This window comes from Dactylosporangium sp. CA-092794, assembly GCF_050948465.1.
Lineage (GTDB): Bacteria > Actinomycetota > Actinomycetes > Mycobacteriales > Micromonosporaceae > Dactylosporangium.
Map to the genome: position 1 here is coordinate 12,829,450 of NZ_CP192044.1, position 13,814 is coordinate 12,843,263.

The 13,814-nt window shown below is 71.0% G+C and carries 14 protein-coding genes; 8 read left to right on the forward strand and 6 right to left on the reverse strand.

Annotated elements, in window-relative coordinates:
* Positions 1-121: 121 nt before the first annotated feature.
* The 3 genes from ACQPXD_RS55630 to crtI are packed head-to-tail and all read right to left on the reverse strand — an operon-like array spanning position 122 to position 3,017.
* Complete coding sequence (locus ACQPXD_RS55630) at positions 122-997, reverse strand: MerR family transcriptional regulator (RefSeq protein ID WP_432833222.1); 876 nt, start codon at positions 995-997, stop codon at positions 122-124.
* A complete protein-coding gene (idi, locus tag ACQPXD_RS55635; RefSeq protein WP_432833224.1) occupies positions 994-1,521 on the reverse strand; it encodes an isopentenyl-diphosphate Delta-isomerase in 528 nt (175 codons plus the stop codon). The genes ACQPXD_RS55630 and idi overlap by 4 nt, the downstream gene beginning before the upstream one ends.
* A gap of 2 nt (positions 1,522-1,523) precedes the next feature.
* A complete protein-coding gene (gene crtI / locus ACQPXD_RS55640) occupies positions 1,524-3,017 on the reverse strand; it encodes a phytoene desaturase family protein (protein WP_432833226.1) in 1,494 nt (497 codons plus the stop codon).
* 128 nt (positions 3,018-3,145) lie between these two features.
* Here crtI and ACQPXD_RS55645 point away from each other — a divergent pair, with 128 nt between their 5' ends.
* The 6 genes from ACQPXD_RS55645 (at position 3,146) to ACQPXD_RS55670 (ending at position 9,502) form a co-directional block, all read left to right on the forward strand.
* Entirely contained in the window at positions 3,146-4,108 is a 963-nt protein-coding gene (locus tag ACQPXD_RS55645; protein WP_432833228.1) for a phytoene/squalene synthase family protein, read from the forward strand.
* A complete protein-coding gene (locus ACQPXD_RS55650) occupies positions 4,105-4,344 on the forward strand; it encodes a hypothetical protein (protein ID WP_432833230.1) in 240 nt (79 codons plus the stop codon). Before ACQPXD_RS55645 ends, ACQPXD_RS55650 begins: the two co-directional genes overlap by 4 nt.
* Positions 4,341-5,615, forward strand: coding sequence for a cryptochrome/photolyase family protein (locus ACQPXD_RS55655; RefSeq protein WP_432833232.1), 1,275 nt, complete (start codon positions 4,341-4,343; stop codon positions 5,613-5,615). The genes ACQPXD_RS55650 and ACQPXD_RS55655 overlap by 4 nt, the downstream gene beginning before the upstream one ends.
* 43 nt (positions 5,616-5,658) lie before the next feature.
* On the forward strand, positions 5,659-6,423 hold the full coding sequence (locus tag ACQPXD_RS55660; protein WP_432833234.1) for a hypothetical protein: 765 nt from the start codon (positions 5,659-5,661) through the stop codon (positions 6,421-6,423).
* 212 nt (positions 6,424-6,635) lie between these two features.
* Positions 6,636-6,815 (forward strand): hypothetical protein, encoded by a 180-nt coding sequence (locus tag ACQPXD_RS55665; RefSeq protein ID WP_432833236.1) that lies wholly within the window; start codon positions 6,636-6,638, stop codon positions 6,813-6,815.
* 1,406 nt (positions 6,816-8,221) lie between these two features.
* Positions 8,222-9,502, forward strand: a complete 1,281-nt coding sequence (locus ACQPXD_RS55670) for a hypothetical protein (RefSeq protein WP_432833237.1) — start codon at positions 8,222-8,224, stop codon at positions 9,500-9,502.
* A gap of 129 nt (positions 9,503-9,631) precedes the next feature.
* Here ACQPXD_RS55670 and ACQPXD_RS55675 read toward each other — a convergent pair whose 3' ends face one another.
* Both ACQPXD_RS55675 and ACQPXD_RS55680 read right to left on the reverse strand, forming a co-directional pair.
* Positions 9,632-9,874, reverse strand: coding sequence for a hypothetical protein (locus tag ACQPXD_RS55675; RefSeq protein WP_432833239.1), 243 nt, complete (start codon positions 9,872-9,874; stop codon positions 9,632-9,634).
* A gap of 276 nt (positions 9,875-10,150) precedes the next feature.
* The gene (locus tag ACQPXD_RS55680) at positions 10,151-11,512 is read right to left on the reverse strand and encodes an ABC transporter substrate-binding protein (RefSeq protein ID WP_432833241.1); all 1,362 of its coding nucleotides are present in this window, start codon (positions 11,510-11,512) and stop codon (positions 10,151-10,153) included.
* A gap of 86 nt (positions 11,513-11,598) precedes the next feature.
* Here ACQPXD_RS55680 and ACQPXD_RS55685 point away from each other — a divergent pair, with 86 nt between their 5' ends.
* Together ACQPXD_RS55685 and ACQPXD_RS55690 are read left to right on the forward strand one after the other, a co-directional pair.
* Positions 11,599-12,033 (forward strand): hotdog fold thioesterase, encoded by a 435-nt coding sequence (locus ACQPXD_RS55685; protein ID WP_432833243.1) that lies wholly within the window; start codon positions 11,599-11,601, stop codon positions 12,031-12,033.
* Between the two features lie 73 nt (positions 12,034-12,106).
* Complete coding sequence (locus ACQPXD_RS55690; RefSeq protein WP_432833245.1) at positions 12,107-12,499, forward strand: hypothetical protein; 393 nt, start codon at positions 12,107-12,109, stop codon at positions 12,497-12,499.
* Between the two features lie 87 nt (positions 12,500-12,586).
* On the opposite strand, the gene ACQPXD_RS55695 is transcribed toward ACQPXD_RS55690, so the two are convergent.
* The gene (locus tag ACQPXD_RS55695) at positions 12,587-13,789 is read right to left on the reverse strand and encodes an ABC transporter substrate-binding protein (RefSeq protein ID WP_432833247.1); all 1,203 of its coding nucleotides are present in this window, start codon (positions 13,787-13,789) and stop codon (positions 12,587-12,589) included.
* Positions 13,790-13,814 lie beyond the last annotated feature (25 nt).

The following is a 13,814-nucleotide window of genomic DNA, read 5'->3' on the forward strand; positions in this document are numbered from 1 at the left end:
GGGCTTTGAGGTTTCGTTGACGAAGCCACACGCTAGTGACTCTCGGATGCACCCAACCTCCCGCGTTCAGTCCATGGCACGAACCCGGGAGTACCACGACAAGGGACTATTACGCAGATAACTAGGTGAGTACCGATGTGAGAATCACCAGCGCCTCTGCCAGACTGTCCGGAAAGACGACCCCGGATGGTACGAACGGTCGATCCCAGCCGGGCCCCGCCGCCGCGACCACGAGGGGCCGTCCGCGTTCGACCAGGATGCCCTCCAGCTGATCGGGCGCGGCGGTCGACACGTGGTGCGACCACACCAGGACCCCGGCCGGGCCGGTGCGCCGAACGGCCGCGAGCAGCGCCGCGGGCGGGACCCGCGCGCCGAGCGAGCGGACCGGCACGCCGCTGGCGGCGAGCGCGGCCGCCAAAGCCTCGATGGGCAGGCTGTGCTGCTCCTCGTTCGCGCACGCGAGCAGCAGCCGGACCGGCACGCCTTCCGGCGGGCGCGGCACGGCGCCGAGCACCGCGGAGACGCAGCCCGACACGAGGTGCTCGACCTCGATGAGCCCGCCGGTGGCCGCGTGCCGGTCGCCGATCACCGACAGCACCGGCCGCAGGACGTTGTCCCAGGCCGCGACGACCCCGAGCGCGCGGACCGCCTCGGCGACGCGGTGGCGCACCGAGGGCGCGTCGAGGCGCAGCGCCGCGCGCAGCAGCCCACGCACGGCCGCGGCACTGTCACCGGCGTCGGCCACGCCGATGAGGACGGTGTGGTGCGAACGGTTGCTCGCCCACCGGGCCGCCTCGCCGGGCGCCACCCCCTCGCCGATCAGCCGTTGCATGAGCTCGAGCCGCTCGATGTCCTGCTCGGTGTACCGCCGGTGATGCCCCGGCTCGTGCAGCGACGGACCCATCCCGTAGCGCTGGTGCCACGTCCGCAATGTCGTGACGGCGACGCCGAGCCGCCGGGCCACGGCCCCGGCCGAATACGCGGCGCCGGGACTCATCGCTCCGACGACCGCCAGGCGTCCAGAACCCCGGAGAGCCACGGAGCATAGCGGTCCGGGAACCGCTGGAGCCGCTCGGCCAGCTCGTCGGGCGCGACCCAGTCGGTCTCGGCCACCTCGCTCGGGTCGGCGCGCACCGGCCCGTCGAACTCGCCGACGAGCACGTGGTCATACTCGAACTCGGCCCGGCCGGAATCGGGATCGTCGGCCTGGTAGACATACACCCCGATCTCGTTGAGCAGGGCAAAGACGCCCAGCTCCTCGCCGAGCCGCCGCGCGGCCGCCGTGACGACGGGCTCCCCGGGCGCCGGATGACCGCAGCAGGAGTTGGCCCAGCGCAGGGCGAAGCGCGTCTTCACCGCGGCGCGCTGCTGCAACAGCAGCTGCCCGCCGGGCGAGATCAGCAGCACCGAGAACGCGCGGTGCAGCCGGCCCGGCGCCTGGTGCGCGGCCTCAACGGTGGCGGTGCCGACCGGGTGGCCGTCTTCGGCGACCAGCTCGACCAGGTGTTGTTCCCGAGACACAGCTACGACTCCCCCGTGACACGGGACGCGGCGAGGCGACCGGAGATGAGCACCATGGGCACGCCGACGCCGGGCTGTGTGCCCGAGCCGACGAAGACCACATTGGACAGTGTGGGATGGAGGTTGCCGGGCCGGAAGGGTCCGGTCTGGCGCAGCGTGTGTGCGGCGGCGAACGGCGTGCCGGCCGCCATGCCCTGGTCGGCCCAGTCGGCCGGGGTGACGAACCGCGAGACCTCGATGCCGTCTCCGAAACCGATGTAGCCGCGCTGCTCCAGCGTCGCGATGAGCTCGCTGCGGTAGATCCCCGCCAGCGGGCCCCGCCAGTCGGGCAGCCCTGCGGTGAGGTTGGGCGTCGGCGCGAGCACGTAATACGTGTGGCGACCCGCCGGGGCGAGGGACGCGTCGGTGCGGGTCGGGTTGGTGACCAGCAACGACGGGTCGCTCATCAGCCGGCCCCGATCGATGACCTCGTCGAACGTCTCTCGCCAGGAGCGGCCGAAGTGGATGTTGTGGTGCGCGATCGCCCCGTACCCCTGCCGCGACCCCACGTGCAGCACCACGCAGGACGGCGAATACCGCAGCCGCCCCAGCAACGGGCTGCGCCATCGCGACGGCGGCAGCAGGTCGCGATAGGCCACCGGCAGGTCGGGGTTGAGCACCACCACGTCGGCCGGTAATCGGCGCCCGTCCTCGGTGAGCACGCCGGTCGCGCGGCCGGCGGCCACCTCGACCCGGGACACGGTGCTGCCGTAGACGATCTCGACGCCGTGCTTCTCCGCGACGCCGGCCAGAGCGCGGGCGACCGCGTGGATGCCGCCGCGAGGGAAATACACCCCGGCGACGCTGTCGAGATAGGCGATGACCGCATAGAGCGCCAGCGCCTGGTGCGGGGCGACCCCGGCATACATCGCCTGGAAGGAGAAGATCCGGCGGGTGCGCGGATCCTTGAAGAACGCATTCACCTTGGACTGCAGCCGCCCGAAGCCGCCCCGCCGGATCAGGCGCCACAGATTGGCCGTGACCAGGTCACGTGGGGTGTCGAGGTTGCGGTCGATGAAGTCGGCGCGCTCGATCCGCCACAGCTCGCGGGCGTGGTCGACGAAGCGCAGGTAGCCGTCCGCCTCACGGCTGCCACAGACCCGCGCGACCTCGCCGGCCATGCGGGCGGTGTCGGCGATGACATCCAGCGTCGAGCCATCGGGGAAATGCGCCCGGTAGGCCGGGTCGAGCCGGGTCATCGGCAGCCACGCGTCGAGATCCTCGCCGACGGTGCCCAGCAGCTCGGCGAGCAGCTCCGGCACGGTCAGCACGGTCGGCCCGGTGTCGAACTCGTATCCCTCCAGGCTCAGCCGGCCGGCGCGCCCGCCGGGCTGGTCGGCCCGCTCCAGCACGGTGACCGCCCGCCCGGCCGCGGCCAGGCGGATCGCCGCGGCCAGGCCACCGAGGCCGGCCCCGACGACGACCACCCGGTCAGTCCGACCCGTGACGGCTCGCATGCCGGCCCTCCCCGTTTCTTGGTGACTCCGTGTTTCTTGTGGCTCCGGGGGCAAGCTTAGCGTAAGCTCTGGCTTGCGTCGATTGATGCGTCGATTTTTCACCGAGTAGCCGGAGAGGATGAGGTCAGATGGGTGCGCCACTCGAGGCCGCCTACGAGCGGTGCCGCGCGCTGCACCGCGAGCACGGCCGCACCTACTACCTCGCGACCCGGCTACTGCCGGCCTGGAAACGCCGCCACGTGCACGCGCTCTACGGCTTCACCCGCCATGCCGACGAGATCGTCGACCGCATGAGCGGAGCGTCACCACAGGCGCGCGCCGCCGAGCTCGCCGCCTGGTCGGCCGAGTTCCTGCGCGGGCTGCGCGACGGGCGCTCCGACGACCCGCTGCTACCCGCGGTCCTGCACACCATTCAGGTCTTCGACATCGACCTCGACGACTTCCGCAAGTTCCTGGCCAGCATGGCGATGGACCTGACCGTCACGGAGTACGAAACCTACGACGACCTGCTCGGATACATGGAGGGGTCGGCGGCCGTCATCGGCACGATGATGCTGCCGATCCTCGAGCCGTCCGACCGCGCCACCGCCCGCGAGCCCGCGCGCCAGCTGGGCCTGGCCTTCCAGCTCACCAACTTCATCCGCGACGTCGCCGAGGACCTCGAGCGCGGACGCGTCTACCTGCCCCGGCGGGATCTCGCCGAGTTCGGCGTCACCCGCGCCGACCTGGAGCGGGCCCTCGCCACCAGGAGCAGTCCACCGAAGATCAAGCATTTGATTCGGTACGAGGTGAGCCGCGCCCGGCGGCACTACGCCCTCGCCGCGCCGGGAATCCCCATGCTCGCGCCCGCCTCGCAGGCGTGCATGCGGGCCGCCTACCGGCTCTACGGCGGCATCCTCGACGAGGTCGAGGCACAGGACCACGACGTGTTCGCCCGCCGCGCGACGGTGCCGAAGTGGCGCCGGCTCACGGTCGCCCTCGCGTGCATCCTGTCGCGGCCGGGCACCGCCGTGCCCGCGCCCGCCGCGGCGGACGTTCCGCAGCAGCGGGACCCCTCGGCGCTGCTGGACCTGCGGGGGACGGCAGCATGAAGACGGCCGTCGCGCTGCTCACCCGCCATCCGCACACCACCGAGCCCGTGGCACCGCTGGAGCGGCGCGGGACGGCGGTGCTACTCACCCGCGATCCGCGCGCCACTGCCGAAACGGCCCGCGCCCCCAAGCGTGTGACGCCGCTGGAGCTGCGAGGGGCGGCGGTGCTCTTCACCCGCAACCCACGCGCCACCGCCGAGTGCGTGGCGCCGCTGGACGGGCGAGGGATGGCATGAAGACGGCGGTCGTGCTGTTCACCCGCGACCTGCGGGTGCACGACAACCCCGCCCTCGCCGAGACGGTTCGCGCCGCCGAGCGTGTGGTGCCACTGTTCGTCCACGACCCGGCCCTGCCGGCCGGGGACAATCGGCGGCGCTTCCTCGCCGGGTGCCTCGCCGACCTCCGCGACGCGCTGCGGCAGCGCGGGGGTGATTTGGTCGAGCTGCGCGGCGATCCCGTCCGCGAGACCGTCCGCCTGGCGAAGGCCGTGGATGCGGCGGGGATCGCCGTCGCCGCCGACGTGAGCGCGTATGCACAGGCCCGGGAGCGACGGCTGGCCGCCGCGTGCGCCGAGGAGCGCATCGCGCTGAAGACCTTCCCGGGCGTGACGATCGTTCCGCCCGGCGCGCTGCGCCCGGGTGGCGGCGGGTCGCATTACAGGGTGTTCACGCCCTACTACCGCGCCTGGCAGGCCACCTCCTGGCGTCCCGTGCTCGCAGCGCCACGCCGCATGGCATTGCCCGACAATATGCCGAAATATCATCATGAATCGGTCAGCTCTGGCGGTGAGAGCGATGGGCGCAAGCGGCTCTCGTCGTGGCTGTCGAAGCTTGAGGGGTACCTCCAGATGCACGACGATCTGGCCGCCGACGGCACCTCGCGACTGAGCCCCTATCTGCACTTCGGCTGCCTGTCGGCGCGCGAGCTGGCGGCGCGGACACGCGACCGGCCCGGCGCCGAGCCCTTCGTGCGGCAGCTGTGCTGGCGCGACTTCTACCACCAGGTGTTGTTCGCGTTCCCGCAACTGCGCCGCCGCGCATACCGCCCGGGCGCCGAAGACTCGTGGCGCGCCGAGCCGGACGCCCTGGAAGCGTGGAAGGCCGGCCAGACGGGCGTGCCGATCGTCGACGCGGGCATGCGGCAGCTGCTGGCCGAGGGCTGGATGCACAATCGCGCCCGGCTCATCACGGCGTCGTACCTCACCAAGCACCTCGGCCTCGACTGGCGCGCCGGCGCCGACCACTTCTTCGACCTGCTCGTCGACGGCGACGTGGCCAACAATTACGGCAACTGGCAGTGGGTCGCCGGCACGGGCAACGACACGAAGCCGTACCGCCGCTTCAACCCGCTGCGGCAGGCGGAGCGCTTCGACCCGGACGGCGTCTATGTCCGCCGCTACGTGCCTGAGCTGGCCGACATCCCGGGCAAGGCGGTCCACGAGCCGTGGAAGCTCCCATCCGCCGCGAGACTCCATTACCCGGCGCCACTTCACATTGACGTCCGGTGACAGCCGCCAAAAACTGTCGGTGGTCATCCGTAAGGTCTCAGCCATGGACGAAACCTTCTGGATGCCCCTGACGGCGGATTCGCACCGCACCCTCATCATCGACGGCCGCAGCTACGAGGCCCTGGCGTCGTGCGGCGCCGATGGCATGGTCGGCCTACGACTGACCGGCTGGAACGCCGGCTATGTGGTGATCGAGCTGGTCGGCGAGCTACCCGCCGCCGATGCCTCCGACGTGGGAAACCTGATCGCGTCGGCCCTGGCCGGTTTCCGCGACCTGGGCCCGCCGTCCGCCGCCTTCGACCAGTCCTTGCCACTCGACCCCGCCTTCGACGGCTCGCCGTTTACCGATCGAGGCTTCGACCACCCCGCACCATTCGACGCACCCGCCAGCTCCTCAGGTGTCGGCCCGGCCTTCGACCGCTCGGCGCCCTCCGGGGCCGCGGCCGGCCGTTCCGCGCCCGCTGGGCCCGGCTTCGACCGCTCGCCGCCCTCAACTGGCCGTTCCTCGCCCGCTGGGTCCAGCTTCGACCGCTCGTCTCCCGCGGGGGCCGCGCTGGGTCGCCCATCGGGCGGTGGCGGCCTCGGGCGCGTTCCCGTCCGGTGGCTGCCGCCCGAGCGCCGCCATCCCAACGCCGGCCGCCCGTGGGCCTCGCGGGACATGGAGCTGCTGCTGAGCCGCCTGGAGGAGGGCGCCGACATCAAGACCCTGACCGCCGAGCTGGGAAGAAGCGAGGCCGCGGTCCGCTCTCGCCTGCAGATCCTGCGGGCAACCCGCCCGGGGCCGGAGCCACCCCCGCGACCGGACTGACGGTCGGTCACGTCCGCAGGCGTGGTGTATGAGCTTGGCGTGTCCGCCCCGGACCGGCGCCGGCACGGCCGTGATGCGCCGCGTGCGGTCCATCACGTCCGCAGGCGTGGTGTATGAGCTCGGCGTGTCCGCCCCGGACCGGCGCCGCACGGCCGTGATGCGCCGCGTGCGGTCCGGGGGCGGCTGGCCCGCAGTCCGCCGCGCTGCCCGACGTGCGCCGCGCGGTGGGCAACGACGTGGAGGTCCATCTCCGCGCGCTCCCCGGCACCGGCCGCGCCGCCCGGGAATCGGCACCGCTGGCCGCCATGACTGTCGGCGACCACGTGGTGCCCGGCCTGCACGGCGCAGCACGCTGGGGCGGGGCACGATCGGCGATCACGTCCCGCCCGTAGGGCGCCGCACGCCGCGGGGCACGGCGCAGCGACCGGAAGTCTCCGTGATCATGCGCACCGGGCGTCGACACCATCGGTTTTTCATGATTGTGGAGTGGTGATGTACCCCTGTGTACCGAAAGTCTCCGGGATCATGGCAAACCCGTGGTGCGGACACCGCAGGCCGCATGATCACGGAGACATACGTCCGGCCCGGCCGCGCAGATCGGCGGTTGCGCCCCGGGCATCCGCACCGTCGCCGGGTCGGCGTCGATGACCGCTCGTGCCCCACCGGCGGCCACCGACATCCAGCCCGCGGCGGCCGCCGGCGGTCGCCTGACATCAACCAGCACGATCAGGACGCCGGCCTCATACACCACGCCGGCGGACGTGACCCTGACGGTCGCCGCGAATCATCGCGATGACCTGTAGCCCTAATACCCCTGAAACCGGTCCGAATTACTCAATCACGTGATGTGGAGGCACCACTCTGGACAAACCTGACAACTGAACATCGGCCGAACGCGGCGCCTTGCGGTGATGGACGGCGCGCCGAGGGTCGACACGGGCCTGCGAGCTGGCGGAGGATGTGGTTCCGCTACTCGACGTCGGCAGGCAACGTGACGATCCCCGAACCGACCGCTGCTCCGATCAGCGACCCGCCCGCAGTCGGGCGGATCCCGCAGCAGCGAACGCCGGACGAGCGGCTCGCAACCCCGTCGACTCCGGAGCCGACCCCGGCGCGCGTCGAACCAACCACGCAGCGCACCGACGCAAGCCCGCCTGGACCCGAACCGAGCCCGCCGAGTGTCGAACCGGCCGTCGAACCACGGCCTGGCGAGACCACTCCGTACCCGGCACCGACCTCACCGGTCCCATCACCGAGAGCGGTCGGGACAGCAGCCGTCGTGGCGGTGCCGACCGCGTCCAGCACGGCGCCGGCGCCGGGTGTGGCGATCGCACCGAGCGAGGCGATCGCGTCAAGCATGGTGGTGGGACCGGGCGGCGAGAGCGGGCCTGCCGCTGCCGGTGGGCAAGGCGCGGGCGTCATAGGGGCGCCCTGGCCGGGCGGGGTGTATGCGGGCGGGGTGTATGCGGGCGGGCCGCCTTACGGGGACTCGCGCTACCCCGGCGGGGGCCCGGGCGGCTGGCGGCCCGGGGCGTCTCCCGCCGCGCACGGAGGTTGGGGGCCGGGGGCATACCCAGGCGCGCAAAGGGGCTCGGCGCCGGGGGCATACCCAGGCACGCAAAGGGGCTCGGGGCCGGGGGCATACCCAGGCACGCAAAGGGGCTCGGGGCCGGGGGCGTATTTAGGCGTGCAAGGGGGCCTGGGGACGGGCGCATATCCGGGCGCGCAGGGGGGGTGGGGGGCGCCGGGGTGGGTGGGGCAGCTGCCGCCGCAGCCGCGGAGGAGTTACTTGTGGCCGGTGCTCACCGCGCTGCTTGTGGTCAGCATGGTGCTGGCGGTGGGTGGGGCGGGGGCGGCCGCGTGGGTGTTGCGAGGGAGTGGGGACGCCGCGCCTAGCGCCACGACCTGGGTCGATGTGCGGCCCGAGGTCGGGGGCAAAGCCATCGACGCGATTCTGGCTCGGCGGGCGGAGGCGGTCAAGCGCAAGGATCTCGGTGAGTGGATGGGCGACGTCGATCAGAGTGATCCGGCGTTCGCGCAGGGGCAGCGGCAGGAGTTCGAGAATCTTACGAAGTTGCCGTTCGCGGAGTTGAGTTTCGAACGTACCGCTGTCTCCGCGGTCAAGATGGCGGCGTTCATGCCGTCGCAGATCTTTGCTCGGTACCACGCGGCGGCGCGGGTCATCGCGGTCACCGTGCGGCATCGGATTGAAGGGGTGGACAGTCTGCCGGTGGCCACGCCGTGGCTGGCCGTGTTCGGGTATGCGCAGGGGAAATGGTTGATCGCCGGGGACGGAAGCGGCAAGGACATGCCGACGGGGGCGGCGGGGCAGCCGTGGGACTCGGGCGGGGCGATCACCGTGGTACGGGACGATCGGGTGGTCGCGGTGCTGTCCGCCGACCACGCGGAGAGCGGGAAGTCGCTGCTGCAGCTGGCCGAGACCGGGCTGCAGCAGGTGGCGGAGGTGCGGCCGTCTGGATGGGACGGGAAGGTGCTGCTCACGGCCGTTACCGACAAGCAGATCTTCGACACGTACTTCGCCGAGTCCCAGGATCGGGTGGCGCAGGTGGCGGCCATCGCGGTTCCCTACTACAGCGCGGTGGCGGAGTGGTCGAATCGGCCCGCGTACGCGACCACGCGCGTGGTGTTCAACCCGACCGAACTGTCCGCGCCGAAGGCCGAACTGCAGCATGACCTGACGCACGAGTTCACGCATGCGGCGATGGGGCCGGTCACCGGGCCGTACACGCCGCGCTGGCTGGTGGAAGGGTTCGCGGAGTACGTCGCCTACAAGGACGGGAAGTACAACGCGGCGGGGATTCGGCAGGCGCTCGGGGATCTCGTTGTCGGGTCGTTGCCTACGGACCAGCAGTTCTACGACGAGCCGCGAAACTACATCACCGGATGGCTGGCGTGCCGGATGATCGCCGAGGCCTACGGGCAGGCGAAGCTCATCGCGTTCTACGAAGGGTTCATGCGAATGTCCGAAGTGGACTCCGTGGCGCACGAGGTGCTCGGGATCAGCAAGGACCAGCTCGAGCAGCAGTGGCGCGACTTCGTGGCAAAACAGCGCAAATAACCGAAACAGCGCAATAAGCGAAACAGCGCAGACAACGAGACAGCGCAGACAAGCGAAGAGCGCGAACAAAGCAACAAGCGAGTGGAAGGCGGCGCGGCCGGTGACCGGCCGCGCCCTCAGCGGTGCGGGTCAGGCCGGGGGCTGGCCGCCGTCGCCGTCGACGACCTCTTCCGGCGTGCCGTCCTGGTCGAGGTCGCTCATCGTGATGTCGACCTGACCGTCGCCGTTGGTGTCGAACTGGAACAGGTCCGCCTTGCCGTCCCCGTCGGTGTCGACCGCCCAGAGGTCGGCCTTGCCGTCGTTGTTGGTGTCGCCGACGAGAAGCTCTACGCGCTCGTCGCCGCGCGTCTCCACGGTCTCGTTGTCGCTCATCTGGTGGTCCTCTCACCTCACTCGGGGGCAATCGCGTTCACGGTAGGCCCTCGATCTCCGCCGCGCGAGTCAGGCCCACCGAAACCGGCGACCCCGGCCGGTCGGAAACCGGTCAAGGCCGCGCGGAAACCAGCCAAGCGAATCGCAAACCGGTCAAGGCGGCGCGGAAACCAGCCAAGCGAGTCGCGAACCGGTCAAGGCCGCGCGGAAACCGGCCGAGCCAGTCGCAAAACCGGTCAAGGCCGGAGTGCGGGAGGTACCAAAGCCGGAAACGAATCAGGCCTTGACGCCCTCCGCGACCAAGGCCTTGATGGCCAAGGCGGACTCGTCGAAGCCCACGATCAGGATGCCGGTCGCGCCGAAGCCCTTGATGTCGGACGCGATCGGGTTGAACAGGCGCGGGCCGTCGTTCTTGTCGTAGTTGTCCTTGGCCTCGTACTTCTTGACCAGGATGTTGTTCGGTTTGACGCCCGCGGACAGCAGGTCGGCGCGCACGCCGTCGGCCAGGCCGCTGCCGTAGGTGTCGTCGCGGGCGACGATGGCGACCTTCGTGTGCCCGTCGCGCATGATGATGTCGGCGACGGCCTTGGCCTGCAGGACGTCGGGCGGCGAGGTGCGGAAGAAGAAGCCCTTGTCGTCGATCTTCGTGAGCTCGTCGGAGGTGGCCGAGGGCGAGATCATGACCCGGCCGGCCTGCACGATCTGCGGGATGACGGCCTTGCTCACGCCCGAGGCACCGGCGCCGATGATCACGCCGACGCCGTGCGCGATGAACTGGGCGGCGGTCGCCTTGGCCACGTCGGGGTTGGTGCCGTCGTCGCCCTCCTCGACCTGGACCGGCGCGCCGAGCACGCCGCCGGCCTCGTTGATCTCCTTGATCGCGAGCTTCGCGGCGGCGAACATCGGGGCGCCCTGGAAGGCCAGCGCGCCGGTCTTCGGCAGCAGCAGGCCATATTTCAGCGACGGTTTCGGGCCGCCGCCGGTCGGCTTGCCCGGCGACGAGCTCGGGGCCGGCGGGGCGGTCTTGTCCTCGCTCTTCTCGTCGCCGGCGCCGACGAACTCGGTCTTGGCGTCGTCGATGGTGTTGCTCGTGCCGAAGTTGAGCACGCCGTACATCGCGGCGGAGGGCTCGCCGACGCCGGTGAAGCCGCTGCTGCGCAAGGAGATGCCACGGTACTTGAAGTCCTTGCCCGACTTCGCGGCCGTGAGACAGGCGGTGAGGGTGTCGCAGACGTTGTCGCCGGTGGTCACGCCGATGATCTGCTTGGCGATCGACGTCGGCTCGATCGACCGGCCGGCCTCGGCGGCCAGGGCGGCGATCACGACGGCGTCGTAGGTCTCACCGGCGTAGTTGAAGTCGGTCAGCGACGGGTCGATGGCCTTGACCCGCTTCTTGAAGTCGTCGCTGAGGGGTGTCAGCGGGGTCGTGCCCTTCATGCCGGCGAGCACCGCCGGGGAATCCTTGAGTGCGTCACCGAACGAGTTGGACATGTTGCCGTCCGTGCCATATAGGCGGATATCACTGGCAGACGGGGTCGATCCGTCGCTCTGCGTGCCGGACCCGCAACCGGAGGCGGCGAACAGCACACCAATCGCGGTGAGCGCTCCCATCAAGGCGGTAGCCGAGCGTGCGCGCATGGGCGTTTCTCCTCCCCAAAGGTCCGTGCGCACCTTAGCGCGGACGGCTCCCGGACTTAAGCCGGGGCGCGGGTACGCTTCCCCGCATGGTGAACACAGAGGCGGAGCCGGAGCCCGCGGCCGGGGTGCTGCCCGGGGGTCTGTCCTTGGCGGGCACCCTCCCGGAGCGGATGGGCATCGCCGTCGTCGAGGCGGCGCCCGAGCGGGTCGTCGCGACGATGCCGGTGGCCGGCAACACCCAGCCGTATGGACTGCTGCACGGCGGCGCCTCGGTGGTGCTGGCCGAGACGCTCGGATCGATCGGCGCCGCGATGCACGCGCACCGGCTGTTCAACGGGATCGCGGTCGGCATCGAGGTGAACGCGACGCACCACAAGTCGGCGCGCGAGGGCACAATCACCGGCGTGGCCACGCCGCTGCGGCTGGGCGGGATGATCGCGTCGTACGAGATCGTGGTCACCGACGACTCGGGCGATCGGGTCTGCACGGCGCGCCTCACGTGCGCCCTGCGCAGGGCTTAACCGGTCCTGACCGGCGCCTGCCGGTTCCGCGAAGCGCTGGGCGGGGCTTGACGGCGCGACATACGGTTGCGGCGTGGATGACCCGGGAGACGAGACATATCAGGACGCCGCCCAGGTCCTGGAGTTGGCGCTCGCGGGCGACGAGGACGCCGTGGCACATACCTTCGACTCGGTGGTGGACCGGCGCGGCATGGGCGCCGCGTATGACGTCGCGTGGCGTCTCGCCGGCGAGATGGTGGGCGACAACCTGGCCCGCGGGCCGTGGCGGCTGGACTTCCCGGACATCGACGATGCTAACTACGATAAGCGCTGGGTGGCGCGGTTCGTGAGCGCGTATGCCAACGACGACGCGCCGAGCGCCACCGCGCTGTTCACCGTGGCGCTGGTCGACGGCAAGCTCCCGGAGTGCCTGCTGACGCTGGCCGGCTCGGCCGTGGCCACCCTCAAGCGCCGCGGCGCGGCATAAACGAAAGCCGTGGCCACCCTCAAGCGCCGCCGCCCAGCGTGAACGAAAGCCGTGACCGCCTTCAAGCGCCGCGGCGCGGCATAAGCTTCAGCCCTGAGTCGTCAGCTCCGCGGTCAGCACGTTGGAGAGCACCGCGCCGTCGTTGCGGACCTGCCGGAGGTACCACCGCTGCAACGGCGTGCGGGTCTGGGTGAACTGCCAGCCGCCGCGCGGGCTGTCGATCTGGCCGAGGCGGCCGATCGCCGCGTTGAGCGAGAACGAGTCGAGGTTTCGCGTGGCGTCGCTGATCGCCTTGTCGAGCACGGCGGCGGCGTCGTAGGAGGCCATCGCGTATGCCGAGGGGACCGACCCGAACGCCTTCTGGTAGTCGGCGACGAAGCGCCGGTTGGCCGCGTTGTCGAGGTCGGGCGAGTAGTTCAGCGCCGTGTAGATGTCGCGGGCGGCGTCGCCCTGCTGCTTGAGGACGTACCCCTCGGTGAGGCTGCCCGGCGCGAACACCTTGAAGTTGCCGGGGAACCTCGCGGCGCGGTACTGCTTCACGAACTCGATCGCCGTGGCCCCGCTGTACATCGCGAACATCGCCGTCGCACCGGACTGCTTGACAGTGGCGAGCGCCGAGCCGAAGTCCTTGCTGCCGAACGGCGTCGTGCGTGCCTGCCCCGCGATCGTGCCGCCGGCGCCGCGGAACGTCTCGACGAAGGTGCGGATCTCCTCGTCGTCGCCGGTCGGGCTGGCCTGCCCGACGACCGCGACCGACCCGCCGGCATTCTCCGCGGCCCAGCGGGCGATGGCGGCGCTGGGCTCGCTCGCCACATAGGAGGTGCGCCAGATGTACTTCGGGCCCTGCAGCGCCGACGGCGAGGCATTCGACCCGACGAGCGGGATCTGCGCCGACTCGACCGTGTCCTTGAGCGCGAGCATCGACTGCGGGTTGACCACGCCGGTCAGCGCGAGGACCTTCTCCTCTTTGATGAGCTTCTCCGCGGCCGCCTTGCCGCTGTCGGCGGTCTCGCCCTCGTCGACCTTGACCAGCGTGACGTCGCGGCCGCCCAGCTTGTTGCCGCGCAGTTGCAGGTAGAGGCCGAAGCCGTTGTCCAGCTCGTTGCCGAAGTCCTTGTACATCCCGGTCTGCGGCACGATCATGCCGAGCTTGATCGGGGGGCCGTCGGGCACCGAGCCCGCGCCGGACTCGTCGGAGTTGCTGCAGGCGGACAGGATCGGCGCGGTCAGGCCCGCCGCACCCGCGGCCGCGAACAGCCGGAGCGCCTGGCGGCGGTTCAGCTGGGACACGTGCTTTTCCTCCCCGGGACCCCGA

What these genes read in the sequence shown, in the direction of transcription:
- ACQPXD_RS55630 (WP_432833222.1), bottom strand. Translation starts at nt 997, where the DNA reads ATGAGTCCCGGCGCCGCGTATTCGGCCGGGGCCGTGGCCCGGCGGCTC.
- crtI (WP_432833226.1), bottom strand. Translation starts at nt 3,017, where the DNA reads ATGCGAGCCGTCACGGGTCGGACTGACCGGGTGGTCGTCGTCGGGGCC.
- ACQPXD_RS55645 (WP_432833228.1), top strand. Translation starts at nt 3,146, where the DNA reads ATGGGTGCGCCACTCGAGGCCGCCTACGAGCGGTGCCGCGCGCTGCAC.
- ACQPXD_RS55650 (WP_432833230.1), top strand. Translation starts at nt 4,105, where the DNA reads ATGAAGACGGCCGTCGCGCTGCTCACCCGCCATCCGCACACCACCGAG.
- ACQPXD_RS55655 (WP_432833232.1), top strand. Translation starts at nt 4,341, where the DNA reads ATGAAGACGGCGGTCGTGCTGTTCACCCGCGACCTGCGGGTGCACGAC.
- ACQPXD_RS55660 (WP_432833234.1), top strand. Translation starts at nt 5,659, where the DNA reads ATGGACGAAACCTTCTGGATGCCCCTGACGGCGGATTCGCACCGCACC.
- ACQPXD_RS55675 (WP_432833239.1), bottom strand. Translation starts at nt 9,874, where the DNA reads ATGAGCGACAACGAGACCGTGGAGACGCGCGGCGACGAGCGCGTAGAG.
- ACQPXD_RS55680 (WP_432833241.1), bottom strand. Translation starts at nt 11,512, where the DNA reads ATGCGCGCACGCTCGGCTACCGCCTTGATGGGAGCGCTCACCGCGATT.
- ACQPXD_RS55685 (WP_432833243.1), top strand. Translation starts at nt 11,599, where the DNA reads ATGGTGAACACAGAGGCGGAGCCGGAGCCCGCGGCCGGGGTGCTGCCC.